This window comes from Microbacterium lushaniae (genome assembly GCF_008727775.1).
Taxonomy (GTDB): Bacteria; Actinomycetota; Actinomycetes; order Actinomycetales; family Microbacteriaceae; genus Microbacterium; species Microbacterium lushaniae.
This window is the reverse complement of sequence record NZ_CP044232.1, coordinates 3,471,711-3,498,097: the sequence shown is the minus strand read 5'-3', so window position 1 is coordinate 3,498,097 and position 26,387 is coordinate 3,471,711. Positions and strand designations below refer to the sequence as shown.

General features: G+C 71.9%; 25 protein-coding genes. 17 read left to right on the top strand and 8 right to left on the bottom strand.

The window, feature by feature from the left end:
• Positions 1-83 precede the first annotated feature (83 nt).
• Genes F6J85_RS16860 through F6J85_RS16850 form a run of 3 tightly spaced genes read right to left on the bottom strand, consistent with a single transcriptional unit; the run spans position 84 to position 1,839 of the window.
• Positions 84-656, bottom strand: a complete 573-nt coding sequence (locus tag F6J85_RS16860) for a YdeI/OmpD-associated family protein (RefSeq protein ID WP_150926852.1) — start codon at positions 654-656, stop codon at positions 84-86.
• Positions 656-1,480 (bottom strand): HAD-IIA family hydrolase, encoded by an 825-nt coding sequence (locus F6J85_RS16855; protein WP_150926850.1) that lies wholly within the window; start codon positions 1,478-1,480, stop codon positions 656-658. Before F6J85_RS16855 ends, F6J85_RS16860 begins: the two co-directional genes overlap by 1 nt.
• 41 nt (positions 1,481-1,521) lie before the next feature.
• A complete protein-coding gene (locus tag F6J85_RS16850; protein WP_150926848.1) occupies positions 1,522-1,839 on the bottom strand; it encodes a hypothetical protein in 318 nt (105 codons plus the stop codon).
• Between the two features lie 78 nt (positions 1,840-1,917).
• On the opposite strand from F6J85_RS16850, the gene F6J85_RS16845 reads away from it, so the two are divergent.
• Entirely contained in the window at positions 1,918-2,904 is a 987-nt protein-coding gene (locus tag F6J85_RS16845; protein WP_150926846.1) for an SDR family NAD(P)-dependent oxidoreductase, read from the top strand.
• On the opposite strand, the gene F6J85_RS16840 is transcribed toward F6J85_RS16845, so the two are convergent.
• On the bottom strand, positions 2,858-3,493 hold the full coding sequence (locus F6J85_RS16840) for a metal-dependent transcriptional regulator (RefSeq protein ID WP_150926844.1): 636 nt from the start codon (positions 3,491-3,493) through the stop codon (positions 2,858-2,860). The genes F6J85_RS16845 and F6J85_RS16840 overlap by 47 nt on opposite strands.
• A 67-nt stretch (positions 3,494-3,560) precedes the next feature.
• Between F6J85_RS16840 and F6J85_RS16835 the strand changes: the two genes are divergently transcribed.
• On the top strand, positions 3,561-4,244 hold the full coding sequence (locus F6J85_RS16835; protein WP_150920274.1) for a TrmH family RNA methyltransferase: 684 nt from the start codon (positions 3,561-3,563) through the stop codon (positions 4,242-4,244).
• Here F6J85_RS16835 and F6J85_RS16830 read toward each other — a convergent pair.
• A complete protein-coding gene (locus tag F6J85_RS16830) occupies positions 4,208-4,732 on the bottom strand; it encodes a hypothetical protein (protein ID WP_150926843.1) in 525 nt (174 codons plus the stop codon). The two genes, F6J85_RS16835 and F6J85_RS16830, sit on opposite strands and share 37 nt — an antisense overlap.
• Positions 4,733-4,824: 92 nt before the next feature.
• On the opposite strand from F6J85_RS16830, the gene F6J85_RS16825 reads away from it, so the two are divergent.
• Positions 4,825-6,729: a heavy metal translocating P-type ATPase gene (locus F6J85_RS16825; protein WP_150926841.1), complete on the top strand. Its 1,905-nt coding sequence runs from the start codon at positions 4,825-4,827 to the stop codon at positions 6,727-6,729.
• Between the two features lie 6 nt (positions 6,730-6,735).
• Here F6J85_RS16825 and F6J85_RS16820 read toward each other — a convergent pair whose 3' ends face one another.
• Entirely contained in the window at positions 6,736-8,061 is a 1,326-nt protein-coding gene (locus tag F6J85_RS16820; protein WP_150926839.1) for an MATE family efflux transporter, read from the bottom strand.
• A 73-nt stretch (positions 8,062-8,134) separates the two neighbouring features.
• On the opposite strand from F6J85_RS16820, the gene F6J85_RS16815 reads away from it, so the two are divergent.
• The 10 genes from F6J85_RS16815 (at position 8,135) to F6J85_RS16770 (ending at position 19,706) form a co-directional block, all read left to right on the top strand.
• A complete protein-coding gene (locus F6J85_RS16815) occupies positions 8,135-10,099 on the top strand; it encodes a M13 family metallopeptidase (protein WP_150926837.1) in 1,965 nt (654 codons plus the stop codon).
• A 57-nt stretch (positions 10,100-10,156) separates the two neighbouring features.
• Positions 10,157-11,080 carry a serine hydrolase gene (locus F6J85_RS16810; protein ID WP_191906674.1) on the top strand — a complete coding sequence of 308 codons (924 nt, stop codon included), beginning with the start codon at positions 10,157-10,159 and terminating at the stop codon, positions 11,078-11,080.
• Between the two features lie 137 nt (positions 11,081-11,217).
• Positions 11,218-12,123 carry a transporter substrate-binding domain-containing protein gene (locus F6J85_RS16805; protein WP_150926833.1) on the top strand — a complete coding sequence of 302 codons (906 nt, stop codon included), beginning with the start codon at positions 11,218-11,220 and terminating at the stop codon, positions 12,121-12,123.
• Between the two features lie 27 nt (positions 12,124-12,150).
• On the top strand, positions 12,151-13,062 hold the full coding sequence (locus F6J85_RS16800) for an amino acid ABC transporter permease (RefSeq protein WP_150926831.1): 912 nt from the start codon (positions 12,151-12,153) through the stop codon (positions 13,060-13,062).
• Positions 13,059-13,859: an amino acid ABC transporter ATP-binding protein gene (locus F6J85_RS16795; protein WP_150926829.1), complete on the top strand. Its 801-nt coding sequence runs from the start codon at positions 13,059-13,061 to the stop codon at positions 13,857-13,859. Before F6J85_RS16800 ends, F6J85_RS16795 begins: the two co-directional genes overlap by 4 nt.
• Positions 13,856-14,989 carry a CapA family protein gene (locus tag F6J85_RS16790; protein WP_150926827.1) on the top strand — a complete coding sequence of 378 codons (1,134 nt, stop codon included), beginning with the start codon at positions 13,856-13,858 and terminating at the stop codon, positions 14,987-14,989. The genes F6J85_RS16795 and F6J85_RS16790 overlap by 4 nt, the downstream gene beginning before the upstream one ends.
• Complete coding sequence (locus F6J85_RS16785; RefSeq protein WP_150926825.1) at positions 14,986-16,224, top strand: CaiB/BaiF CoA transferase family protein; 1,239 nt, start codon at positions 14,986-14,988, stop codon at positions 16,222-16,224. The genes F6J85_RS16790 and F6J85_RS16785 overlap by 4 nt, the downstream gene beginning before the upstream one ends.
• A complete protein-coding gene (locus F6J85_RS16780; protein ID WP_150926823.1) occupies positions 16,221-17,273 on the top strand; it encodes a 2-hydroxyacyl-CoA dehydratase family protein in 1,053 nt (350 codons plus the stop codon). Before F6J85_RS16785 ends, F6J85_RS16780 begins: the two co-directional genes overlap by 4 nt.
• On the top strand, positions 17,266-18,516 hold the full coding sequence (locus F6J85_RS16775; protein ID WP_150926821.1) for a 2-hydroxyacyl-CoA dehydratase family protein: 1,251 nt from the start codon (positions 17,266-17,268) through the stop codon (positions 18,514-18,516). Before F6J85_RS16780 ends, F6J85_RS16775 begins: the two co-directional genes overlap by 8 nt.
• Positions 18,517-18,518: 2 nt before the next feature.
• A complete protein-coding gene (locus tag F6J85_RS16770; RefSeq protein ID WP_238706997.1) occupies positions 18,519-19,706 on the top strand; it encodes an MFS transporter in 1,188 nt (395 codons plus the stop codon).
• Between the two features lie 11 nt (positions 19,707-19,717).
• Here F6J85_RS16770 and F6J85_RS16765 read toward each other — a convergent pair whose 3' ends face one another.
• A complete protein-coding gene (locus F6J85_RS16765) occupies positions 19,718-20,260 on the bottom strand; it encodes a MarR family winged helix-turn-helix transcriptional regulator (RefSeq protein ID WP_191906673.1) in 543 nt (180 codons plus the stop codon).
• Between the two features lie 109 nt (positions 20,261-20,369).
• Between F6J85_RS16765 and F6J85_RS16760 the strand changes: the two genes are divergently transcribed.
• The 3 genes from F6J85_RS16760 (at position 20,370) to F6J85_RS16750 (ending at position 23,042) form a co-directional block, all read left to right on the top strand.
• Positions 20,370-20,903: an HtaA domain-containing protein gene (locus F6J85_RS16760; RefSeq protein WP_150926815.1), complete on the top strand. Its 534-nt coding sequence runs from the start codon at positions 20,370-20,372 to the stop codon at positions 20,901-20,903.
• Between the two features lies 1 nt (position 20,904).
• Positions 20,905-21,885 (top strand): PaaX family transcriptional regulator, encoded by a 981-nt coding sequence (locus F6J85_RS16755; protein WP_191906672.1) that lies wholly within the window; start codon positions 20,905-20,907, stop codon positions 21,883-21,885.
• A 119-nt stretch (positions 21,886-22,004) separates the two neighbouring features.
• Positions 22,005-23,042 carry an ABC transporter substrate-binding protein gene (locus tag F6J85_RS16750; RefSeq protein ID WP_191906671.1) on the top strand — a complete coding sequence of 346 codons (1,038 nt, stop codon included), beginning with the start codon at positions 22,005-22,007 and terminating at the stop codon, positions 23,040-23,042.
• Between the two features lie 90 nt (positions 23,043-23,132).
• On the opposite strand, the gene F6J85_RS16745 is transcribed toward F6J85_RS16750, so the two are convergent.
• A complete protein-coding gene (locus F6J85_RS16745) occupies positions 23,133-25,322 on the bottom strand; it encodes a cytochrome P450 (protein WP_150926809.1) in 2,190 nt (729 codons plus the stop codon).
• A gap of 83 nt (positions 25,323-25,405) precedes the next feature.
• Here F6J85_RS16745 and F6J85_RS16740 point away from each other — a divergent pair, with 83 nt between their 5' ends.
• Positions 25,406-26,269, top strand: coding sequence for a PaaX family transcriptional regulator (locus tag F6J85_RS16740; protein ID WP_191906670.1), 864 nt, complete (start codon positions 25,406-25,408; stop codon positions 26,267-26,269).
• Positions 26,270-26,387 lie beyond the last annotated feature (118 nt).

The following is a 26,387-nucleotide window of genomic DNA, read 5'->3' as shown; positions in this document are numbered from 1 at the left end:
GCGGATGAACTGCAGGATCACGACGACGAGGGATCCCGACACGGTCACCAGCGCGACGAGCAGGAGGAGCGTACGGTCGTCCATCAGGGTCTGCGTCCTTCCACGGCATCCGCCACCAGTTTCGCGATGCGTGCGGCGCGCGTCTCGGGCCGGCGCGCCGTGTCGACGGTCGTGATGCCGAGCTTGCGCGTCGAGGGCGGGAACGCGTCCCACGCGGCGCGTGCCTCCGGCGCCGCATCCAGTGCGGCGGCGAGGTCGTCGGGCTCGCGCAGCGCCTCCGCGTTGTCCAGGACGCTCCACGAGCCGTTCGCCTGGGCGATCGCGATGGCACGGATGCCGGCCTCCGCGAGGAGTCCGGCCGCCTCCAGTCGGGCGACCCGGGCCTTGTTGGTCGCCGCCCACCCGCTCGAGGGGCGCCGCGGCGCGAACCACAGCCCCCCGCGCTGCGCATCGAAGGTGCGCACGGGGCCGTCGATCCATCCGAAGCACAGCGCGTGCAGGATCGCGTCCTCGTAGCCGACGAGCTGCAGGCCCGACCCGGGGCGCGGACGGATCAGCCACGCACCCTTCGAGGTCGCGTGGTTCTCGGCCAGCCACGCGCGCCACACGTCGGCATCGGGCGCCTCGACGCGCTCGCCGTCATCGAGTGCACCCATCACAGTCCCCGCGCGGGGTCCGTATCCGGCAACTCCGACTCCACCGGATCCGAGCGCACAAGGTCCGCGACGGAGTCGAGCACCTCGTCGGGGCGGAACGGGTAGCGCTCGATCACGGCCTGGTCGCTGATGCCGGTGAGCACCAGCACCGTGTGCAGGCCGGCTTCGATTCCCGCGACGACGTCGGTGTCCATCCGGTCGCCGATCATGCCGGTGTTCTCGGAGTGCGCGCCGATGCGGTTCAGCGCCGAGCGGAACATCATCGGGTTCGGCTTGCCCACCACGTACGGCTCCATGCCGGTGGCCTTGGTGATGAGCGCCGAGATGGCGCCGGTCGCGGGCAGGACGCCCTCGACCGAGGGTCCGGTGGCATCCGGGTTGGTCGCGATGAAGCGCGATCCCGCGCGGATGAAGCGGATCGCCTTCGTGATCGCCTCGAAGGAGTAGTTGCGGGTCTCCCCGACCACGACGTAGTCGGGCGCGCTCTCGGTCATGATGAAGCCGGCCTCGTGCAGCGCGGTGGTCAGGCCCGCCTCACCGATCACGAACGCCGTGCCGCCGGGCATCTGCGACGCGAGGAAGTCGGCGGTCGCGAGAGCCGAGGTCCAGATGGCCTCCTCGGGCACCATGAGGCCCGATGCGCGCAACCGCGCGCTGAGGTCGCGCGGCGTGAAGATCGAATTGTTCGTGAGCACCAGGAACGGGGTGCCGTCGACCCGCCACTGCTCGAGGAGCTCGGCGGCGCCGGGGATGGGCGTGCTCTCGTGGACCAGGACGCCGTCCATGTCGGTCAGCCAGCACTCGATGTCCGCACGCGTGCGCATGGCCCCACCCTATGCCCGGCCCCGGACCGGCGGATGCGGACTCAGGACGCGGGTGTCCACTCGGCGATGTTGGGCTTGAGCAGCCCGCGGAGGGCGAAATCGTAGGTCTCGCCCACCTCGATGCCGTCGCCCTCATCGGAGTAGTAGTCCCCGCATGAGGTGACGTACAGCGTGATCTGGTTCCCGCGCCGACCGTCCTCCTCGATGATGTCGGTGACGGTGCAGTCCGAGACGCCGGGGAGCGGAATGTACGCCTGGCCGACGAAGATCGCGAACCCGACGAGGACCACGGCGGACAGCACGGTCGTGATGATCCGCCCTCTGCGCGAGGGCTGCGGATCGCGGGGAGGAGTGCTCACCGGTCCTTCCTACCAGTCTTATGCCGGAATCGGCATAAGACATGTCGGCGGCACGCCCGCCGGGGGTAGCGTAGGGGGATGACGCACGAGGTGTGGGACCTGCGGAACCTTCCCGACCTCTCCGGCCGCACCTATCTCGTCACCGGCACGACGGCCGGACTCGGCTTCTTCTCCGCGGAGCATCTCATGCGCGCGGGAGCCCATGTCATCGCCACCGGCCGCAACCCGAACAGGCTCGCCCTCGCCAAGGCGACGCTCACCGGGCGGGTCCCGCAGGCGTCGATGGAGACGCTGCTGCTGGACACGAGCAAGCTCGGGTCGGTGCGTGCCGCCGCGGCGACCGTGCGCGCGCGCGGACGGCTGGACGGTCTGCTCCTGAACGCCGGGGTCGTGCATCCGCCTCGCACGCGGGAGACGGTCGACGGCAACGAACTGGTCTTCGCCACCAACGTCCTCGGCCATTTCGCCCTCGCCGGTGAGCTGCTCCAGCCGCTCGCGGCGGCGCAGGGGCGGATGGTGTGGGTGGGGAGCATGGCGACGTCGCTGTGGCGGTACGACCCCGTGGATCCGCAGCTGGTGGCCGGTTACACCCCGTGGCGCGCATACGTGCAGTCCAAGGTCGCCACGACGGCGCTGGGCCTGGAAGCCGACCGGCGCCTGCGCGAGGCCGGGGTGCCGGTCACGAGCGTCGTGGCGCATCCCGGCTACTCCACGAGCGGCCGCACCCCCGGCATCCGCGGCATCAACGAGCCCTCGCGCAGCACCCGGTTCGTCGACAACCTGCAGGCCCCCTTCAGTCAGTCCAAGGAGGACGGCGCCGCCTCGCTCGTCCGGGCGCTCGTGGACCCGCAGGTCAACGGCGGAGAGCTGTGGGGGCCGCGCTTCCTCGTGCGGGGGGAGCCGCGCAAGGCCGTCGCCGCGGCGCTCACGCGCGATCCCGAGGTCGTCGCGCGCCTGTGGCGCACGGGTGAGGACGCGATGGGCGTGCGGTGGCCGTTCGAGAAGGCCGCGCGCGGGGCTACGCCGTCAGCCAGACGGCGGATGCCGCGCCGGCCGGGAGTGTGACGGGGGTCCCGTCCACCCGGGCGGTGCCGGCCGCTCCCACTTCGAGCGTGTGACCGACGTCGACTCCGGCATCCAGCAGCGCGCGCAGCAGCAGCGGGTCGCGGTCACTCACCCGCAGCACGCGCCCGGTGTGCCCGGGAGCCGCGTGGGCCAGCAGCACGAACGGCTCGCGGTGCACCGTGCCCGCCGCATCCGGGATCGCGTCGCCGTGCGGATCGAACCTCGGATGCCCCAGCCGCGCGTCGATGCCGGCCAGGAGCCGGTCGCTGAGGGCGTGCTCGAGCACCTCGGCCTCGTCGTGCACCTCGTCCCAGCCGTAGCCGAACTCGTGCACGAGCCACGTCTCGATGAGCCGGTGGCGCCGGATGACGCCCGCGGCGCGGCGCTCGCCGGCGGGCGTGAGCGACACCGGACCGTACGGGCGGTGGGTCACGAGCCCCTGCGCCGCGAGCTTCTGCACCATCTCGGTGACGCTCGAGGGCGCCAGCCCCAGGACACTCGCCAGCTGAGACGGCGTGATCTGCTGATCCTGCCACTCGGTGTGGTGGTAGATCGTCTTGAGGTAGTCGTCGACGGCGGGAGAGGCCACGATCCAGGCTAACCGGCCGCCCCCGGCCCCCGGTATCCGCACCGTCGGGGCGGGATAGCGTGGAGGGGTGACCGAAGACTCCGACGCGGATGGCGCACCCGAGGACGGGCCGACCCTGCCGTACGGAGTCGGCCCGTGGCCGGGCGGACCCGGCGCATGGCCGGATGACGAGCGCTACGACCCCGACCTGCTCGCGCACGGCGACCGGCGCAACGTCGTCGACGCCTACCGCTACTGGCGGATGGATGCGATCGTGGCCGACCTGGATGCGCGGCGGCATCCCTTCCACGTGGCGATCGAGAACTGGCAGCACGACCTGAACATCGGATCGATCGTGCGCAGCGCCAACGCCTTCCTCGCCGCCGAGGTGCACATCATCGGCCGGCGCCGATGGAACCGCCGCGGCGCGATGGTGACCGACCGCTACCAGCACGTCCGCCATCACGAGGACGTCGCGGCGTTCCGGGCGTGGGCGGATGCGGCGGGGCTGCCGGTGATCGCGGTCGACAACGTCGCCGGCGCAGTGCCGGTCGACCGCGCCGAGCTTCCTCGCGACTGCGTCCTGCTGTTCGGTCAGGAAGGGCCCGGCCTCTCGCCGGAGGCGGTGGCGGCGGCCGCCGGCGTGGTGGAGATCACGCAGTACGGGTCGACCCGGTCGCTGAACGCCTCGGCGGCGGCCGCCGTGGTGATGTACGAGTGGTGCCGGAGGTGGGCTCAGCTGCCCGGCTCGGTGAACGGGCGGATCGCGTAGGCGAAGACCGCCTCCGCCGTCGCCGACACTTCCAGCCCCGCGCCGGGAGCCGCGTCGAAGACCATTGCGGTCCCCGCCACCGGCGCGCCGCCGGCCCTCGTGCACGGCACCTCCACGGTGTCGGTGCCCGCCGCGCCGTCGTCCACATGGACGGTCACGGGTGACCCGTCGGCGCTCTGGCACGCGATCACCGCCTGCGTGCGGCCGGTGGCATCGCCCACCTCGACGCCCGCGCCGTCGGCTCCGACGCGCCCGGAGCCCTGCGCGCTCCACCCAGCGCCCCCGGGCCGGTCTTCGGGCAGGGCGATCGCCGCCCACTCGGCGATCTCCTCTGCGCCTGTCGGGAGGCCGGTGGGGGATGCCGGGGGCGACACGGTCAACGAGGGCGTCGGCGAGCCCGCGCCGGGGGCTGCCGGCGGCCCGGAGCACGCGGTCAGCACCGCGGCCGCGGAGAGCAGGGCGCACATCGCCCGGGAACGCCTCGTCATGCCCCGACGGTAGGCGCCGCGCCTGGGAGCAGCGTGAACCTGCAGGTCCCAGAACCCTGGTGGGGCGAGCCTTCGAGGAGCAGGGTGGGGGCATGGCCGTGCGCGGGGTGGGGTTGCGATACCCGGTGATCGCGGTGACCGTGCTGATCCTCATCGTCGTGCTGGTGCTGCATGCGGCGGACTCGGCGAGGGTGGGGCGGTGGATCGCCACGGCGTACGTCGCGGTGTTCGTCGTGTGGACGCTCGTCGGGATGGTGCGTGATGTGCTGCGCGGCCACGTCGGGCTGGACGTGCTCGCGGTGGTCGCGATGGTCGCCACCCTCGCGGTGGGGGAATACGTCGCGTCGCTCATCATCGTTCTCATGCTCTCGGGCGGCGAGGCCCTCGAGGACTTCGCCGGGCGGCGGGCGCAGCGCGACCTCACCGCCCTGCTCGACCGCTCCCCGCGGATCGCGCACGTCGTGGTGCACCCGCACGCGCCGGATGTCGACGAATTCCAGGACGTCGCAGTCGACGACGTCGTGCCCGGCGACGTGCTGCTGGTGCGTCCGGCCGAGGTGGTGCCGGTGGACGGGGTGCTGCTGAGCGACGTCGCCTCCTTCGACGAATCCTCCCTCACGGGCGAGAGCATGCCCGTGACGCGGACGGCGGGGGGAGAGGTGCTCTCGGGTGCGGTCAACGGCACCCGCGCCGTGCGCGTGCGCGCGATCCGGCGCAGCGCCGACAGCCAGTACCAGCAGATCGTGGCGCTCGTGCGGCAGGCGCAGACCTCCCGCGCCCCCGTGGTGCGCCTGGCGGACCGGTTCGCCGTTCCGTTCACCGCCGTGTCGCTCGTCCTCGCCGGTGCGGCCTGGGCGCTGTCGGGAGATGCGACGCGATTCGCCGAGGTGCTCGTGCTGGCCACGCCCTGCCCCCTGCTGATCGCGGCCCCCGTCGCATTCCTGGGCGGACTGTCGCGGGCGGCGAAGGCCGGCGTCATCATGAAGGGCGGCGTCGTGCTGGAGGGGCTCGCCCGCGTGAGATCGGCGTGCTTCGACAAGACCGGCACGCTGACCCAGGGGCGCCCCGACCTGGTCGATGTGCGGCCGGCGGCCGGATTCGACGCCGACGAGCTGCTGCGGCTGGCCGCATCCGCCGAGCAGTACTCCGCGCACGTGCTCGCCGACGGGATCCGACGGGCCGCCCGTGCACGTGGGCTGGAGCTGGAGCCCGCCGAGGAGGCCGGCGAGGTCGCCACCAACGGCGTCACGGCCGTGATCACCGGTCGCACCGTCGTCGTGGGCAAGCCGGCCTACATCGCCGCGCTCGTGCCCGGCATGGACCCGGTGGCGGTGGACGCCGGCCAGGCGGTCGCGTATGTCGCCGTGGACGGCCGGTTCGCCGGCGCGCTCGTCCTCGCCGACGCCGCGCGCCCCGAGGCGGCCGGGGTCATCGGGTGGCTGCGCGGCCACGGCGTCGAGCGCATGGTCATGCTCACCGGCGACGCGCTCCCGACGGCCGAAGCCATCGCCGCCCAGGTCGGCATCGACGAGGTGCACGCCGAGCTGCTGCCGCCGGAGAAGGTGCACCTCGCGGCGCAGCTGCGCCCGCGCCCCACCCTCATGGTGGGCGACGGCGTCAATGACGCGCCCGTGCTGGCTGCCTCCGACATCGGCATCGCGATGGGCGCCCAGGGGGCCACGGCCGCCGGGGACGCGGCCGATGCCGTCATCGTCGTCGATTCGCTCAGCCCGGTGGTCGACGCCGTCGCCATCGGCCGGCACACCCTCACCGTCGCGTTGACGGCGATCTGGATCGGGATTGGGCTGAGCGTGGCGCTCATGGTCGTCGCCATGACCGGCGTGATCCCCGCCGTGGCCGGTGCGCTCGTGCAGGAGCTGGTCGACCTGACGACGATCCTCTACGCGCTGCGGGCGCTGCGGGGGCCGGCCGCCCGGCTCACCCCGCGCCGGCCCGCCGCACAGCCCGTTCCCGCCGAGCCGGTCACGCCGCGCTGAGGCCCCTCACGAACCCACCGTCATCCACGTGCGCCCGCGCACGCGCCATCCCAGCGTGGCCAGCCGCGCGAGCATGTAGGCGCCGGAGAACGCCGCCGCAAGCCACGCGATCCCGGCCGCACCCGTGACCCCGAGCGCTGCGACCACGACGAGCGCGGGGATGAAGACGACGAGGTTGAGCGCGCCGGCCAGCGCCAGGTACCGCGCATCCCCGGCGCCGATGAGCACGCCGTCGAGCACGAACACCACCGCCGACAGCGGCTGGGCGACGGCGAGCACGAGCAGCGCCGGCTGGACGAGCGCGGCGATCTGCGGGTCGCCGGTGAAGACCAGCCCGATGACGCCGGACAGTGCCGCCACGAGAGCGCCGACGACGACCCCGAACCATACGCCCCACGCCGTGGTGCGGCGCAGCACCCGCTGCACCTCCTGCTCGTCCCCGGCACCGAGCCCCTTGCCGACGAGAGCCTGGGCGGCGATCGCGAGGGCGTCGAGGGCGAAGGCGCTCGCCGAGAAGATCGTGAACACCACCTGCCACCCGGCGAGCTCGGCCGCTCCCTGCCCTGAGGCGACGGCGACGGTGGCCAGGAGGGCGGCGCGGAGGCTGACGGTGCGCAGGAACATCCAGCCGCCCGAGCGGGCCGAGCCGCGCACGCCCTCCCGCTGCGGCCGCACGGATGCCGCGTGCGTGCGCGCGAGGCGCCCCACCACCGCGACGTAGGCGGCGACCATGCCCCATTGCGCGACGACCGTGCCGAATGCCGACCCCGCGATGCCCCACCCGAGGCCGTAGATGAACACGACGTTCAGCAGGGCGTTCGCGCCGAATCCGATCCCGGCGATCCACAGCGGCGTGACGGTGTCCTGCATGCCGCGGAGCAGGCCCGTGGCAGCGAACACGATCAGCATCGCCGGCAACCCCCACACCGAGATGCCCAGATACGTCTCGGCGTGGCCGGCGACCTCCGCGTCCGCGCCGAAGGCCCCCACCAGCAGCGGCGTCGCGAGGGAGCCGGCCAGCGCGAGCAGCGCGCCGAGCGCGAGAGCCAGCCACATCCCGTCGATGCCCACCGACACCGCACGCGTGGGGTCACCCGCGCCGAAGCGGCGGGCCACGGCGGGGGTCGTGGAGTAGGCGAGGAACACCATCAGCCCGACGATCGTCTGCAGCACCGCCCCGGCGATGCCCAGACCCGCCAGCGGGGCGACCCCGAGGTGCCCGATGAGGGCGGAGTCCACCAGCAGGAACAGCGGCTCGGCCACGAGCGCCCCGAACGCCGGCACCGCCAGCCGCAGGATGTCGCGGTTCAGCGACGCGCGACGGGTGCTCACCAGACGAGCCTAGGACGCGGAGAACCCCGCCGGCTCTCGTCCGCCGCTCAGGGCGCGCGGTTACCCTGGAACGATGACCGACACCCCTGGCTCCGGCATCGCGCTCGACGAACTCAGCGACCAGATCCGCCCGCAGGACGACCTCTTCCGCCACGTCAACGGACGGTGGCTCGAGCGCACCGAGATCCCCGAGGACAAGGCCCGCTGGGGGTCGTTCCACCTCATCGCCGAGCAGGCCGAGAAGCACGTGCGGACCATCGTCGAGGAGTCGCAGGGCGCCGAGCCGGGCACCGAGACCCGCAAGATCGGCGACCTCTTCACGAGCTTCATGGACACCGCGCGCATCGACGAGCTGGGGGCGGCTCCGCTGACCGAGCAGCTGGCGCGCGTCGACGCGGTCGACAGCATCCCGAGCCTCCTGCACACGATCGGCGGCTTCGAGCGCGACGGCGTCAGCGGGCTGATCGCGCTGTTCGTCGAACCCGACCCCGGCAATCCGAAGCGCTACCTGCCCGTGCTCTATCAGGGGGGCCTCTCGCTGCCGGATGAGAGCTACTACCGGCTGGAGAACTTCGAGGAGACCCGCGTCGCGTACCGGGGCCACATCCAGCGCATCCTCGCTCTTGCGGGGGTCGCGGATGCAGCCGCCGACGCCGACGGCGCCTTCGCGCTGGAGACCGACCTGGCCACGCACCACTGGAGCCGCGAAGACAGCCGCGACGCGGTGAAGACCTACAACCTGCGCACGTGGGACGACCTGGTCGCCGCGGCCGGCGTCGACCTGGCGCCGTGGCGGGACGCGATCGCGCCCGGATATCCCGACGCCTTCGCCGAGGTCGTGGTCTATCAGCCGAGCTTCCTGGAATCCTTCGCCGTGCTGCTGACCGAGGAGCGGCTGGCGGAGTGGAAGTCGTGGCTGCGGTTCAAGGTCGTGCACGCCGCGGCGGCGTTCCTGTCCGACCCGTTCGTGGAGGAGAACTTCGCGTTCTACGGCACGCAGCTCACCGGCGTCCCCGTCAACCGGGAGCGCTGGAAGCGCGGCGTGGGCCTGGTGGAGGCCGCGCTCGGGGAGGCCGTGGGCAAGGTCTACGTGGAGCGTCACTTCCCGCCCGCGGCCAAGGAGGCGATGGACGAACTCGTCGCCAACCTCGTCGAGGCGTACCGCGAGAGCATCTCGGAGCTGGAGTGGATGAGCCCCGACACGCGCCGGCGGGCGCTGGCGAAGCTCGACGCGTTCACGCCCAAGATCGGCTACCCCGTGAAGTGGAAGGACTACTCCGACCTGGAGATCGATCCGGCCGACCTCGTCGGCAACGTCCGCCGGGCGCACGTGTGGGAGCACGACCGCCAGCTCGCCAAGGTCGGCCAGCCCATCGACCGGGACGAGTGGTACATGACGCCGCAGACGGTCAACGCCTACTACAACCCGCTCATGAACGAGATCGTCTTCCCCGCCGCGATCCTGCAGTACCCCTTCTTCGACGCCGATCGGGATGCGGCCGCCAACTACGGCGGCATCGGCGCGGTCATCGGACACGAGATCGGCCACGGCTTCGACGATCAGGGCAGCCGCTTCGACGGCGACGGGTCCCTGCGGGACTGGTGGACCGAAGCCGACCGCACCGCGTTCGAGGAGCGCACCTCCCGGCTCGTCGAGCAGTACAACGCCCTCGTGCCGCAGGGGCTGTCGCCGGAGCACCACGTCAACGGCGCCCTCACGATCGGTGAGAACATCGGCGACCTGGGGGGCCTCGGGATCGCGATCAAGGCGTACCGGCTGCACACCGCCGAGGCGGGGGCGCCCGAGATCGACGGGTTCACCGGCATCCAGCGGCTCCTGCTGAGCTGGGCCCAGATCTGGCAGCAGAAGGGCCGTGAGGCCGAGACGATCCGCCTGCTGACGATCGACCCGCACTCGCCGAATGAGTTCCGCTGCAACCAGATCGTGCGTAACATCGACGCGTTCTATGACGCCTTCGGCGTGGAGCCCTCCGACGCCCTGTGGCTCGACGAGAGCCAGCGCGTCACGATCTGGTAGTCGCATCCGGTCACCCGGCCGCTTCCCACGGACCGCCTGAGACCCGAGGAGATCGTCGTGGCCCCCACCCCGGACTCGTCGCGCGACACCGCGCCCCTGCGGGCTTCGGGCCGCACGGGCGGGCGTCGCCCGCCGCGACGGACGGGGGCGGGGCGACGGTCGTTCACGTCGACGCTCGCCGCCCTGGACGAGCTCGCGACCTCGGGAGCGCGGGTGGCGGTGCGGGTGGCGGATCTGGATCGCGGCACCACGGTGCTCGCCGGCGACGACAACGACACGCTGCCCGTCGGGGGGCTCGGCGTCGTGCCGCTCCTGGTGGAGGTGGCCGCGGCGTTCGAGGACGGCCGGCTCAATCCGCTGGAGATCGTCGACCGATCCGCCGTGGAACCGGTGTCGGTCTCGGGCGTGTGGCAGCACCTGAAGGCGCCGGCGCTGCCGCTTGTGGATCTGGCGGTGCTCGCCGCATCCACCGGTGACGCGCTCGCGGCCAACGCCCTGCTCCGACGCGTCGGGCTTCCCGCCGTGCGGGCGCGCCTGGAAGCGCTCGGTCTGGAGCGCACAGCCCTGCTCGACCGGTTCCGCGACCGGCGCGGACCCGACGATGCGCCGCAGGTGGCCCTGGGGTCGGCGCGCGAGCTGGCCACCCTGTTCTCCGCGCTGGTGAACTCGCGAGCGGTCAGCGCGCGGGTCAGCGCACAGGTCGCCGAATGGCTGAGCCTCAACACCGACCTCAGCCTGGTCGCCTCGGCGACGGGGCTCGACCCGTTCGCGCATGAGGACGACGGCCACGGGCTGCTGTTCGTCAACAAGACCGGCCGCGGCGACGGGGTGCGCGCGGAGGCCGGAGTGCTCGCCGGCCCGCGCGCGGGGGTGTCGTACGCGCTGATCGTGTGCTTCGACGACCTCTCCATCGCGCATCGGCTGCGCGCGCACGACGCCTTCCGCATCCTGGGTCTCGAGCTCATGGAGTACGTGTTCTGACTCCGCGCGCCCGCCCGGCGCGGCCGTCTGCGGCCGTGTGCCCGGCGATCATTGACGTTTCCAATCATCAAGTTTTATGATGTTCTGACTGGAGGCCCACCCGGGGCCCACGAGATCACAACGATGTGGAGAATCTCATGCGAGCAAAGATCGCTCTCGTCCCGCTGGTGGCCGTGCTGGCCCTCGCCGGCTGCGCCTCGCCCGGTGAACCGGCGTCCGAGGGGGAGCCCGTCGTCGACGCCCCCGTGGGCGAAGACGCACCGCTGTACGACCTGCTGCCCGACGAGATCAAGGAAGCCGGCGTCATCACGATGGCCGGCGACACGCATCCGCCCTACCGCACGATCGAGGACGACGGCTCCTTCACCGGCATCGACCCCGACATGCAGGCAGCGCTCGCCGAGCAGCTGGGCGTCGAGTTCGAGATCGTGACGTCGTCGGGACTGGACGCGATGCTCACCGGCATGCTCTCCGGCCGCTACGACGCCTTCAACGGTCCCGTCCGCGCGACCCCCGAACGGGAGGCCGACTTCGACGCCGTCGTGTGGATGACCACGCGCACGAGCTACGTCTTCCCGGCCGAGCGCGCCGACGACTTCCCCGACAGCGAGGCGGTGTGCGGCCAGCGCGTCGCGGGCGTCGTCGGATCCGTCACCGAGACGCAGCTGCAGCGCCTCGACGACTGGTGCACCGGCGAGGGCCTCGAGCCGACCGAGTTCGTGGGCCTGGAGGACACCAACTCCACGATCCTCGCGCTGAACTCCGGCCGCGCCGACCTCGTCGGCACGACGCAGGCGTCCGCGATCGATCTCCTCGCCACCCAGCAGGACAAGTACGACTACGTCATGCAGACCGATGAGCAGGGCGCAGGGGTGGACCTCCTGGCGATGTTCATGCCGAAGGACTCGGGGCTCGCCGAGCCGATGCTGGCCGCGTTCGAGGCCATCTTCGACAGCGGCCGGTACGCCGAGATCATGGCCGAGTACGACATCGAGGACGCCCAGGTCGAGGCGCCCGTCCTCAACCCGAACACCGGCGGCTGAGCGACGGCCGAGCACGAGGAGCGCACCGTGACCACCCCCATCATCACACCGCCGCGCGCGGGCAGTGTGGATGTCGCCGACGCCCGCCCCCGGTTCCGGCCGTGGCGCCTGGTCATCGGCGTGCTCCTCGCGCTCGCCGTCGTCCAGCTCGCCGTCTTCCTCGCCACCAACGACCGGTTCGAATGGGGCGTGGTGGCGCAGTACCTCTTCGCACCCTCCGTCCTGCTGGGCCTGCTCATGTCGCTCATGCTCACGGCCGTGGGCATGGTGCTGGGCTCGCTGCTGGGCACCGCCCTCGCGGCCGGGCAGCTGGCGGATTTCGCGCCGGTCCGCTGGGCCTGCGTCGTGTTCGTGGGCGTCTTCCGCGGCGTCCCCCCGCTCGTGCAGCTGATCTTCTGGTACAACCTCGCCTACCTCGTCCCCAAGCTCGCCGTCGGCGTGCCGTTCGGGCCGGAACTGTTCGCGTGGAACACCAACGACGTCATCACGCCGCTGACCGCGGCCATCATCGGGCTGTCGCTGCACGAGGCGGCGTACATGGCGGAGATCATCCGCGCGGGCATCCTCTCCGTGGACCAGGGGCAGCGGGATGCGGCCAAGGCGATGGGCTTCTCGCCGTGGCGCACGTTCAGCCGCGTCATCCTGCCGCAGGCGATGCGGGTCATCATCCCCCCGACCGGGTCGCAGGTGATCGCGCTGCTGAAGGGCACGTCGCTCGTGAGCGTCATCGCGATGGGCGACCTGCTGCATTCGGTGCAGGTCATCTACAACCGCACCTACGAGGTCGTGCCCATGCTGCTGGTCGCCGTCATCTGGTACCTCGTCGTGGTGACCCTCCTCACGCTCGTGCAGCGCCGGGTGGAAGCCCGGTTCAACCGCGGACTCGCGCGCACCACGCGCGCGCGCCGCACCGTCCAGCGGCTGGAGGCTGCAGCATGAGCGTCGAACGCACCACGGTGCCCGTGCTCGAGGTCGTCGGGGTCGAGAAGCGCTTCGGCGAGCACGCAGCCCTCGACGGCGTCGACCTGCGGGTCGAGGACTCCGAGGTCGTCGCGGTGCTCGGCCCGTCCGGCTCGGGCAAGTCCACCCTCGTGCGCTGCATCGACCAGCTGGAGTCGATCGACGCCGGCTCGATGTACCTCGACGGGCAGCTGCTCGGCTACGAGGCCCACCGCGGGCATCTCCGCCCGCTCCGCGACGTCGATGTGCAGCGTCAGCGGCGCCGCATGGGGATGGTGTTCCAGCAGTTCAACCTCTTCCCGCACTGGACGGTGCTGCGCAACATCACCGAGGCGCCCGTCACCGTCCACGGGGTCGCACCCGCCGAGGCGAAGCGGCGCGCGATGGAACTGCTGGAGCGGGTCGGTCTCGCCGACAAGGCCCACGCGCACCCGCGCCAGCTCTCCGGCGGCCAGCAGCAGCGCGTCGCGATCGCGCGCGCCGTCGCGGCCAACCCGCGCGTGCTCCTGTTCGACGAACCGACCAGCTCGCTGGACCCCGAGCTCGTCGACGAGGTGCTGCAGGTCATCAAAGACCTCGCCGTCTCGGGGATGACGATGGTCGTCGTCACGCACGAACTCGCCTTCGCCCGCAGCGTCGCCGACCGCTGCGTGTTCATGGCCGAGGGCAAGGTGATTGAGGACCGGCCCGCGCGGGAGTTCTTCGAGTCCCCGCAGTCCACGCGTCTGCAGGCATTCCTCACGCGCACGGCGCAGACGGAGACGCCGTCGCGATGATCACCGTGCTCGCCACCGGCGATCTCGTGCTCGAGACGCCGGATGCCACCGCTCTGCTCGCCGCCGCCGCTCCCGTGCTGGCCGGTGGGGACGTCGTGATCGGTCACCTCGAAGTACCGCACGTGGACGTCGGTCGCGTCCTCACGACCGACGTGCCCGCACTTCCGGCACCCCCCAGCGCGCTGGACGCCGTCGCAGCCGCCGGATTCGACGTGCTCACCCTCGCCGGCAACCACGTGTTCGACTTCGGCCCGGAGGGGATCGCCGAGACCCGGCGGCACTGCGCCGAGCGCGGGATGCTGACCGCCGGCGCCGGAGAAGACCTCGCCGAAGCCCTCGCCCCGGCGATCGTCACGGGCGGTGAGCGCGAGGTCGCAGTCCTCAGCGTGAACTGCGTCGGGCCGCGGGAGACGTGGGCAACGTCGCTGAAGCCCGGCGCCGCCTACATCGAGGTGGTCACCCACTACGAGACCCGCGGGGCCAACCCCGGCGGCCCGCCGCGCATCTACACCTTCGCCGAGCAGCGCTCGCTGCAGCGTGTGGCCGACGCCGTCCGCGAGACGGCCGCCACGGGCGCCGTCGTCGTGGTGGCCCTGCACAAGGGACTCGTGCACGTGCCGGCCGAGATCGCCGATTACGAGGGCGAGATCTCCCACGCGATGGTGGATGCGGGCGCCCACGTCGTCATCGGACACCACGCACACATCCTCAAGGGGGTGGAGATCTACCGCGGCCGGCCGATCTTCCATGGCCTGGGCAACTTCGCCACTGTCACGAAGGCCCTCTCGGCCAAGCCCGGCGACGCCGCCGAGCGGTCGGCGTGGGCACGGCAGCGCGTGCGCCTGTTCGGGTTCGTCCCCGACCCGGCGATGCCGGACTACCCGTTCCACCCCGAGAGCCGCCACACCGTGATCGCGCGTGCGGACGTGTCCGAGGACGGGACGGTGTCGGCGTCGCTGGTCCCGTGCTGGATCGACGACGACGCGGTGCCCGTGCCCACCGGCGCATCCGAGCGGGGTGAGGCGGTGGCCCAGTACGTTCGGGCCATCACGGCCGAGGCCGGGTTCCAGACCGAGTTCGCATGGCACGACGACCGACTTCTGGTCGCGCAGGGAGGAGCAGCACGATGAGCACGAAGAGGGGACCCCTGCACGGCAAGACGGTGCTGGATCTGACGACGGCACTGGCCGGTCCGTACGCCACCCTCCTGCTGGCGGGGCTGGGCGCACGCGTCATCAAGATCGAGAACCCGACGCGCGGCGGCGACTCATCGCGCAACAACTCGCCCTACGTCACCGGGGAGGGCCTCAGTCTGCAGCGGACGTCGGCGCAGGACATGTCCGTGTCGATGATGGTGCGCGGTCGCAACAAGGAGAGCATCACCCTCAATCTGAAGCATCCGCGCAGCCGGGAGGTGTTCCTCGAACTCGCCCGCGAGGCCGACATCGTCGTGGAGAACTACAGTGCAGGGGTGACCGAGCGGCTCGGCATCGACTACGCCGCCGTGCGGAAGGTGAACCCCCGCCTCGTCTACACCTCCATCAGCGGCTTCGGCGCACAGGGCGGCGACGGCAAGGCGATGGACACGATCATCCAGGCCCTCAGCGGCGTCATGATGACCGCCGGCGAACCCGGCGACCCGCCGGTGCGGTTCGGCCTGCCCGTCGGCGACCTCGTCGCCCCGCTGTTCGCCGTGATCGGGACGCTGTCCGCCGTGCTGCACGCCGACAAGACCGGCGAAGGCCAGCATGTGGACGTGTCGATGCTGGGAAGTCTCACCTCCCTCGTCGCGTGCGAGCCGTTCGACGCACTCGAGTCGGTCGGCATCCCACTGCGCACGGGCGCCGTCGTCCCGCGCCTGGCGCCGTTCGGCACGTTCCGGGCCGTGGACGGCTGGTTCGCGATCTGCGCCCCCACCGACGCGTTCGCGGCAGGGCTCCTGCGCGCCATCGGGCGTCCCGACCTCGTCGATGACCCCGAGTACGCCACGCGCGATGCCCGCGTGCGCAACGCCGGAGACCTGCACGGCCGCATCCAGGAGTGGTCGGCTCGCCGCCCGCTCAGCGAGGTGCTCGCAGCCCTGGAGGCCAACGCCGTTCCGGCGGCCCCGGTGCGCGACACCGCCGAGGCCGTGCGGGACGAACTCGTCCTCTCGCGCAAGGAGGTCGTCCCCCTCGTGCACCCGGAGTTCGGATTCGTCGAGGGGCTCTACGGAAGCGGGCTGCCGGTGACCTTCTCCCGGAGCGCGACCGACCTGTCGCGCCCCGCACCCGGGCTGGGGGAGCAGACGGAGCTGGTCCTGGGCGCGCTGCTCGGCTACGACGACGCGACCATCGACCAGCTGCGGGCCGAAGGGGTGCTGTGACCGCCGGGGCGGCCGTCGGGATCGTCGGCAACGACGTCCCCCGCCAGATCGTCTTCGCCGCCGGTGCAATCCCGCACCGTCTCACGGGCAGCTGGTCCGCACCGCTCGCCGGTGAGGCGGTCGCGCACCTGGGCAGCGTCGACCCGCCGGCGGCGGCGATCCTGACGGAGCTGCTCGGCGGCGCGGGTCCTGCGCTGGACGCGATCGTGGTGTGCAACGACTCCCAGGCGAACCTGCGGCTGTTCTACGTGCTGCGCATGCTGCGCGGCGCGGGCATCCCGCCCGTGCACCTGCTGGACCTGCCGCGTCAGGACTCGCCGGCCACGCGCCGTTTCGCGCGAGCGCAGCTGGCGGCGCTCACGGCGTTCTGCGAAGGCGTCACCGGCTCCACCCCGGATGCGGCCGCCTGGCGGGAGGCGGCGAGGCAGGAGCGCGCCGTGGGCGACGCCGTCGCGCGCCTGCAGGCCCGGCGACGCGCCCAGCCGCCGGAGGTCGGCGGGACGATGGCTCTCACGGCCCTGCTGGCCGCCGCATCCGTCCCCCCCGCCGCCGCGGTCGAGCTGCTGGATGCCGCGGCCGAGCCGCGCGCGGGCGGCGTGCGCGTGCACGTCACCGGCAGCAACCACCCCGACCCGTCGGTGTACGCCGCGGTCGAGGCATCCGGGGCGACGATCGTCTCCGACGACCACGACACCGGCGACCTCTCGTGGCTCGGAGCCGCCGTCGAGGCCCCGGACGCCGACGCAGTCCACGCGGGCCTCGTCGACGCGCACTTCGCGCGGTCGACCGGCTCGGCCGTCGCCACGATCGCCGAGCGCGCGACCACGACGCGGGCGATGGCCGTGGCGGCCCACGCCGACGTCGTGCTGGCGCTCATCCGGCAGGGCGATGAGGCGCCGCTGTGGGATCTCGCCGCGACCGGCGATGCGCTCGCCGGCGCCGGGATCGCGCTGCACCGCAGCGTGGGGATCACCGCCGAGGGGCTCGACGGGGCCGTCGCCCGTGCGGTGGCCGGCGTGACCGGCGGAACGGAGGAGCACCATGCGTGAGGGCAGACTCGACAGCGCGGTGGCCGCGACGGCGTACCAGCGCGAGTGGTTCCAGTCCCTGCGGAGGACCAGCGGCCCCGACGCGCCGATCGCGTTCGTGAACGCCGACGCGCCGCACGAGGTCTTCCGGGCGATGGGCATCCCCTACGTCGTGAACCAGTGGTGGGCCTCGGTCATCGCCGCCAAACGCCGCGGCCCCGAGAGCCTCCGCCGCCTGAGCGCGCTGGGCCTGCCGGACGACAGTCGCCAGTACGACGCGCTGGCCCTGGGTGCGCAGGATCTTCCCGCGGACGAGGCGCCGTGGGGCGGACTGCCCACCCCCGCCTTCGCCGTCGCCGAGCGCGGTGGCGACGTCACCCACAAGATCTTCGAGCTGTGGGGGCAGCGCCCGGGCACCGAGACGTTCCTGCTGTCGCGCACCGCGGCCGACCCCGCACCCGAGGGCTGGTGGGAGCACGTCGCCGAAGGGTGGGAGGAGGTCTTCGGGCGCGAGCGGATCGACCTGCTCGCCGCCGAGATCGACGACCTGATCGCCTGGCTGGAGGAGCGCACCGGCCGGAGGTTCGATCATTCGCGCCTGGCCGAGATCATGGCGCTCGGCAACGAGCAGGCCCAGTGGAACCGCCGCACGCGCGATCTGCTGGCCGCCGCCCGGCCCACCCCCGTCGCGGTCACCGACTCCATCCCCAGTGTCATGGTGCCGCAGTGGCACCGCGGCAGCGAGTGGGCCGTGACCGCGGCCAAGCGACTGCACGACGAGGTCGCCGCGCGCATCGAGCGCGGCGACGCCGTGTGCCGCGACGAGCGGCGGCGACTCATGTGGATCGGCCGCGGCCTGTGGTCGGACCTGGAGATGTACCGCTCTTTCCAGGAGGAGTTCGGGGCGGTGTTCGTGTGGTCGATGTACCTCGCCATCGCCGCCGACGGGTACGCACGCTACGGCCCCGATCCCGTGCGCGCCCTCGCGGCACGGTTCGTGGGGATCACCGACCTGCTGTACGTGCCGCCGATGTCCTCCAGCTGGTACGTCAAGGAGGCTCTGGCCCACGGCGTGGACGGCGTGGTGCATCTGGTCGCCGACGACACCCCCGGCGCATCCTTCATCAGCGCGGCCCTCGAGGAGCGCGGCATCCCGGTGCTGGAGATCCGGGCGAACAACGCCGATTCGCGCTCCACCGAGGACGCCCGGGTGGGTGAACGCATCGCCGGGTTCCTCCGCACGCGCGTGCCGGCGCGGCACTGACCGTGCGCGGACTGGACGCGCTGCAGCCTTTCGGCAATCCGCGGTTCTCGCTCTACTTCGCCGGTCAGGTCGTCTCGAACACCGGTACGTGGTTCCAGAACCTGGCGCTGTCGCTGGTCATCCTCGACCTCACCGGGAGCGCGCAGGCACTCAGCGCCGTCACCATCGCACAGTTCACCCCGCTGCTGCTGCTGGCGATCCCCGCGGGGCGCGTGGCCGACCGGTTCCGCCCGCGTACGATCCTCCTGGCCACCTCCAGCGGATCGGTCCTGGTCGCCACGGGGCTCGCGGCCGCCATCGTCGCCGACGCGACCGACCTCCGGGTGATCTACGGCCTCGTGTTCGTGCTCGGATGCATCAACACCTTCGAGCGCGTCGCGGCGCAGGCGATCATCTTCGAGATCGCCGGCCCAGGAACCCTCACGCGTGCCGTCTCGATCTCCACGATCGCCCTCTCCGCCGCGCGGTCGATCGGTCCGGGCCTGGCAGGCCTGGCGTTCGCCGGTCTCGGGGCGGCGTGGTGCATGGTCATCAACGCCGCCTCGTTCCTCGTGGTGCTGGTGGCTGTCGCGTGCATCCGCCCGTCGAGGCTGCATCCGCGTCCGCGCCTCGGCCAGGCGCACAAGCGCGCCGCGGGTACCCCGCTGCGCAACCGCGACTTCGTGACGATCCTCGTCGTCAACAGCGCCATCGCCCTGCTGGCGATGAACATGATGGTCGTGATCACCTCCAGCGTGACACTCGGTTTCTCCGGTGACGCCACGATGGTGGGGGCCGCCCACGCGCTCAACGCCGTCGGGGCGATCGTGGGCGGGATGCTCGCGGCCACCCCGGTGTCGGTCTCGATGCGCTCGCTCGTGTGGGCGTGCGGAGGGTTCGGTCTGGCACTGCTGGCCAACGCGGCGGCGCCCACTCTCGCGGTCTTCCTCGTGATCGCGCCGATCCTGGGCGTCGGGATCGGCTACTACCAGGGCATCCTGCAGGCCGCAGCCCAGGCGAGCGTGCCTCCCGTGCAGCTGGGGCGGGCGATGTCGCTCGTGACCCTGGGCAGCTACGGCATGGCACCGCTGGGCGCGTTCTTCATGGGGTGGGTGATCGACGTCACGTCGTGGCAGACGTCGATGCTCATCGGGGGCGGCGCCGCGCTCGCGTGCGCGGTGTTCGTGCGCGCGCGCACGAACACCGGCTGACCGGCCCGCGCTCAGGTCGCGCGCGGGCGGCCCCGGGGTGGGCGCGCGGGGCGACGGCGTTTCGCGACCGCCTCGGCCTCGGCATCCTTGTCGCCGAAGTAGCCACCCGCCAGCACCTCCGCGGCGTGGGTCAGCACCTCGGCGAGGGAGCCCCCGAGGTGCGGGCCCAGTTCGGCGGAGAGGCGCTGCTCGCGCTCCTGCAGCTCCGCCGTGCACTCCTGCAGCTCGGCCCAGCCCTTCTCCGTGAGACTCACCAGCCGCACGCGTCGGTTGGTGGGGTGGGCGACCTTCTCGATGTAACCCGCCGCCAGGAGCTCCTCCGAGACGATGTGCGCGGCCTGCGAGCTGACGAACGTGCGCCGGGCGACCTGGGCGTTGGAGAGGGGCACGCCTTCACCGAGGACCTGCAGGATGAGCAGCTGGGGCTGGGTGATGCCGCGCGCCAGTGCGGTGTTCTCGGCAGCCCGGTTGAGTGCTCGGGACAGGCGGTACGCGGTGTAGTTGAGGCGCTCGATCGCGGGGGTCCCGCGGGGATCTGGCACGACGTCGTCCACCACTTCACTGTAGTTTCCGGGCCATCCCATCGCGGGCTGGCGCGCGCTCGCCGCCGCACATCGACCCGGCGCGTGCGAGGATCAGTGATGGAAGAGAGGGACGACCGTCATGGTGGATGTCAGCGATGCTGAGGTGACCGGACCCGCTGCGGCCGACGCATCCGGTGTCGTGCCCGGACTGTACTGGGGAGTGCGGGACAGTTTCCTCCGTTACGTCCTCGGCAATCCCGACGGGCAGCTGTACGGCGACGACGGCGTCGAGACCGACGGCGACGGCATGTTCCGCTTCCCGTTGCGCACGCTCGAGCGGACGGGAGCGTCCTGGCGCATCGCCTTCGGCGGGGAGGTGCGCTTCAGCGCCCACTTCGGCATGCTCGACGTCGTGCTCCGTCACCCGGTGGTCGAGCTGCACGAGACCGGCGGCCTGTTGAGCGTCGAGGGCGCGGGAGGGGTGCTGCCGATCGTGCGGGTCGAGCGGGCCGAGCCGGTCCTCGTCGACGAGAGCTGGCTCGTGTTCCCGCCCCTGTCCACGACCCTCACACCGGAGGGCGTCGCGGTCTTCGGCGACGTGTATGCGGCCGGCACCGCCTTCGACGACATCCGCATCGCGCTGCCCGCCGACGCTCTGCCCGAGGAGCAGTGACATGGATGACGTCGACTTCACGCTGCCGCACACCCGGACACGCCGCCTGCCCCGCCCCCACTCCGGGGGCGGTCCGCAGCACCTGCTGATCACGCTGCTCGGCGACTATTGGTTCGCTCGTGATGAACTGCTGCCGTCGGCGGCCCTCGTCGACCTGCTCGCGGAGTTCGGCGCGAACGAGAACGCGTCACGGCAGGCGATGCGCCGCCTCACCCAGCGCGGGCTGCTCGCCCAGGGGAAGCAGGGGCGCGCCACGTACTACGGCATCCCCGGCGAGATCGTCGCCAATCAGCGCCTGCGCCTCGCGCGTGCCGTCACGTTCGGTGCCGACTTCACGGACTGGGACGGTCAGTGGACGCTGGTGTCCTTCTCCATCCCCGAGGCCGACCGCGACGTGCGGCGCCTCCTGCGCAACGGTCTGAAGAACATGGCATTCGGCGACCTCCAGGACGGCGTGTGGATCAGCCCGCACGACCGGCGTGCCGACGCCGTGGCGCTGCTGGACGAACTCCGCGTCGGCGCGGGACACGTCATGCGCGCGACGTGGGGGCTGCGAGAGGGTGATCGCGTGGCGATCGCGGACGCGTTCGAGCTGGACGCCCTGGCCGGGGAGTACGGCGCGTTCGTGGCCGAGTACGCGCCGCGGCTGGCCTGGGCCGCCGGCGACACCGATCCGCGTGAGGCGCTGCTGCTGCGCACGAAACTGACCAACGACTGGCTCGCCTTCCGCCTTTCCGACCCCGAGCTGCCCGCAGAGCTGCTTCCGGAGGGCTGGCCGAGGTCCCGGGCGCGCGCGCTGTTCCTCGAGCTGTACGACCGCCTGGGGCCGAAGGCCGCGGCACACGTGAGACACCTCATCGCCCGGTACGACGAATCGCTGTCGCGCATCGTGACCCACCACGCCGTGCCCACCGTGGATGCCCGCATGAGCGAGGAGATGGCCCGGATGCTGCAGGAGGGCCGCGGCGGAGCATCCGAGTAGCACCCACCCGGCCTCTGTGCGGCATCGGGGAGAGCGCTCGTGGCGTGATTTGATTGACGTTCGAAATGACGCCCGGCTACATTGGTGTAAGTAATCTTCCTTCGACAATGGAGTCACACATGAGGCGTTCCCTTTCGGCGATGGCGCTCGTCGCCGCCGCGACCCTGGCATTGACCGGCTGCGCCGGCGGGGGTGAGGCCCCCGCGGCGACCGAGGGCGGCGGCGGCAGCGGCAGCGAGCTCGAGGAGCTCATCTCGGCGGCGCAGGACGAGGGCTCGCTCGTCTTCTACCTCACTCCGCCCGAGGCGACCGCGCAGCAGCTCGCGGACGCGTTCTACGACGAGTACGGCATCGAGGCGGAGTTCGTGCGCATGACCGGCGGTGAGCTGGCCGCGCGCTACAGCGCGGAGGTCGAGGCCGGAGCGCCGGCGGCGGATCTGGTGATGCCCAGCTACGACGAGTTCATCGACAAGGGGCTCGATGAGGGCTGGCTGACTGGTCTGGATGAGGCGGACATCCCCGGATACGACGAGTTCCCGGAGGAGGGCAAGCTTGCCGACGGCGCGGTCGCCGTCGTGCAGTTCGCCCCGAGCGGCCTGTCCTGGAACACCGAGGCGCTCGGGGATCTGCCGGCACCGGAGACCTTCGAAGACCTCGCCGACCCGCAGTACGAAGGCAAGCTCCTCCTGACCGACCCGTCGTCCTCGCAGGCCTACATCCAGTTCTGGACGATGGTGGCCGATGCCTACGGCATGGAGACGGTGGAGGCGATCGCCGGCAACGCCGTCCGCCTGTACAACTCCGTGGTCCCGATGACCGAGGCCCTGGGAGCGGGCGAGGGCGCGGTCACCGGGCCGAACGTCGGCCAGGTCGTCGCCGGTGCGGCCAAGAGCGGAGCACCGGTGGAGTTCACGGTTCCGGACCTGACCAACGGGCCGGAGATCGTCCTGTCGCTCTCCGCCGATGCGCAGAGCCCGAACGCCGCCCGGCTGTTCGCGCACTTCGTGCTCTCCGAGGCCGGCCAGGACATCATCAACGCCGCCCCCGGCAACATCTCCGCGTACAACTTCGACGAGATGCCGGCCGAGTACGTCCGCATCGATCGCGACAGCGCGCTCGAGAACGAGCAGGCGATCCTGGACGCCTTCGGCCTCTGACCCCGCCCCTTCCGCGAGACTGCACGCAGCCGTCGAGACCGCGCCATTATGTCGCGGTCTCGACGGCTCGTTGCTGTTTCGCGGAGAAGGTCAGGCGTCCAGTGTGAGCCGCGGCGTCCGGGAGCGGGAGACGCAGGGCAGGATGAGCTCGCCGCGATCGCGCTCCTCGGCGGTGAGGACCGAGTCGCGATGGTCGGGCACGCCGGAGAGGACGGGCGTCTCGCATGAGCCGCACGTGCCCTCGAAGCAGGATCCGGGCACGGTGACTCCGGCGAGGCCGCACGCATCGATGATCGACTGACCGGGGACGACCGGGACGGTGACTCCGGATCGTGCCAGCTCCACCTCGAACGCTTCGAGGGCGTCGGCGCCCGGTCGGTCGGCGCCCGGGCGGGGGGAGAACCGCTCGACGACGAGCGAGCCGCGCGGCCAGTGCGCCGTCGCCGCCTCTACCGCGCCCAGGAACTCGGGAGACCCGCACGCATACACGAGCGTGTCGGTCGGCACCTCTCGGAGCAGTTCCGCGAGGTCGGGGCGGCCGTCGACCGCCGTCACGTGCAGCGTGGTCTGCGGATGCCGCGTCAGCACGTCGGCGTACGCCATCCGCTCGCGCACCCGGCCGACATAGTGCAGCTGCCAAGAGGCACCCGTGTCGCGGACTTGCCGGATCATGGGCAGGAGCGGTGTGATGCCGACTCCGCTGGCCAGGAACACATACCGCTGTGCCGCGGCCAGTGGGAAGTGGTTGCGCGGGCCGCGGACTGTGAGCGCGTCGCCGACGCGGAGCGTGTCATGGATGTACGAGGAGCCGCCCCGGCTGTGGGGGTCCCGCTGCACCGCCACGCGCCAGGTGTCGCGCTCGGACCGGTCGCCGCACAACGAGTACGGTCGGGACACGCCGTGCGGCAGCGCGATCTCGACGTGCGCCCCGGCGCTCCATGAGGGGAGGTCGGCCCCATCCACCCGGCCCAGGACGAGTTCGACCACGTCGTCCGCGACCGGACGGATCTGCTGGATCGTCGCCGTCAGACCTTCGCCGCGGGGATCGCGTGCCGATGCGGTGTCGAGCGCGCGACGACGCGGAAGCAGGCGCACCGGGAGCGCGCTCGGGCCGATGTGCGGCCATCCGGCGTCCTCAGCGGTTCCCGCCGGCTCGATCCACTCCGTCACCGCGAACAGCTCCTCGATCGCGATGCGCAGCTCGGCGCGCGCGAGCGGTGCGCCGAGGCACGTGTGGATGCCGTGGCCGAAACCCACATGCCGGTTGGGGCGCCGGTCGAGGTCGAACGTGTCGGGGTCGTCGAAGGCGTCGGCGTCGCGATTCGCGGATGACCACATGAGGGCGATCTTCGACCCGGCGGGGATGAGCCGGTCATGCAGCTCGACGTCGCGCGTCGTGGTGCGTGCCAGCAGACGAGCCGGGGTCCACACCCGCACGAGCTCTTCGATCGCGGGGGCGATCAGGTGCGGCTCGGCGCGCAGTCGTCGCTGGATGTCGGGCCGCTCGGCGAGGAGGCGGATGGCGCTGCCCAGGGCGTTGGTCGTCGTTCCGTGGCCTGCCTGCAGCAGCAGTCGCAGGACGGCCGAGACCTCGTCCGTCGTGAGGGGCCTGCCGTCGATGCGCGCCTGCAGGAGGCCTGAGACCGGATCGGACTCCGGGTCCTGAGGCGCGTCGCGCCGCTGTGCGACGAGGGCGTCGATGTACGCGTAGATGCGGTCGTTGGCGGCCTTGTGGGCGGTCGTATCGCCCCGGTGTGCGGCCGAGAGGACCTCGTTGGCCATCGTCTTGATGTGCGCGCCGTCCGACGCGGGGATGCCCAGGAACGTGCACAGCACCTGTGCCGGCATCGCGTAGGTGATCTCGGCCACGGCCTCGACCGGGCGTCCGGTCGCGGCGGCGGAGACCAGGTCGCGCGCGATGCGGCGGATGGCCGGTTCGAGCGCCCGGATGCGGCGAGGGGCGAAGTACTTGTTCAGGAGGGTGCGGAATTGACCGTGCCGCGGCGGATCGGTCTCCAGCGGCGGCCTCGGCGGTCTGCTCGGACCGGTGGTGTCGGGGATGGTCGTCTTCTGCGCACTCGAGTAGGTGACGGGGTCGGCGGCGGCGGCCAGGATGTCGCTGTAGCGGGAGAGCGTATAGAAGCCGCCCCACCGGCGGGTGAATGCCACCGGATGCTCTTCGCGAAGCCGTCGGTGCGCGCCGGTGGGCTCGGTCTCCGATCCCGGCGTGAGCGGATCCCAGTCCTCGCCCACGGCGGTGTCGGTCGGCATCGTCGCCATACGCGCACTCCTCTGTTTGCACTTGATAATACCGAGCGGACATGGAACTGCAAGCTCCCGTGCAGGACGGCTACAGTGAGGCCATGACCGCGCCCGGAGACCTCCCGCGGGACCAGGAGGGGCAACAGCCGCAGCGGCTCCTGGGCGCACTTCTGGCCGATTACTCGTTCGACGCCGGTCCCGGGCTCACCTCGGCGTCCATCATCCGCATCCTGGGTGAATTCGGCGTGACCGAGAGCGGAGCACGTTCGGCGCTCAGCCGTGCGACCCAGCGCGGGCTCCTGGAGGCGAGCCGCGGATCGGGTGCCACGCGCTATCGACTCGGCGAGTGGGGGCGGAGCGTCCACCAGGATCGCCTGGTGCGCGTGCTGCGCTTCGGCGAGGCCACGGAATGGGACGGAAGCTGGACGGTGGGGATCGTGCCCGCATCGGTCGGAGACCGCGTGGAGCGCCGGCGGTGGCGTCAGCGCCTCGAGGATGTCGGATTCGGCTCGCTCGCCGACGGGGTGTGGATACACCCGCGATCCACGGTGGACGACCTCCGGGCGCTCGCAGCCGCGCAGGGTGTTGCGCTCGCCGCCTTCCGGGGGCCGCTCGAGCTGGACGGCGTGTCGGCGACGGATGCGTTCGACCTCCGGAGCCTGCGCGCCGCCTATGCGCGCTTCCTCGACGAGTACGGCTCGTTCGCGACGGCGGCGACGAGCGTGGACGGGGGGACGGCCCTGCGCGTGCGGACCACGGTGCTGCGCGACTGGCGGCGCCTCAGTCTCACCGACCCCGACCTGCCCGCCGCCGTCCTGCCCGCGGATTGGCCGCAGTCGCATGCGCGCGAGGTGTTCTTGACGGTGCGGCGCCTGCTCGCGCGTACCGCGCTGGCGCACCTGCGCACCCTCGTCGACGCGGATGTGGCCGACCATGTCCGACCCGTCGAACCCGACGGCGCGTGACCCCGCGGACCAGGCGCCCGCGAGACTGCACGCAGCCGTCGAGACCGCGCCATTATGTCGCGGTCTCGACGGTGGGTTGCAGTCTCGCGGGGTGAGGTCGCGGGGGACGTGAGGTCGC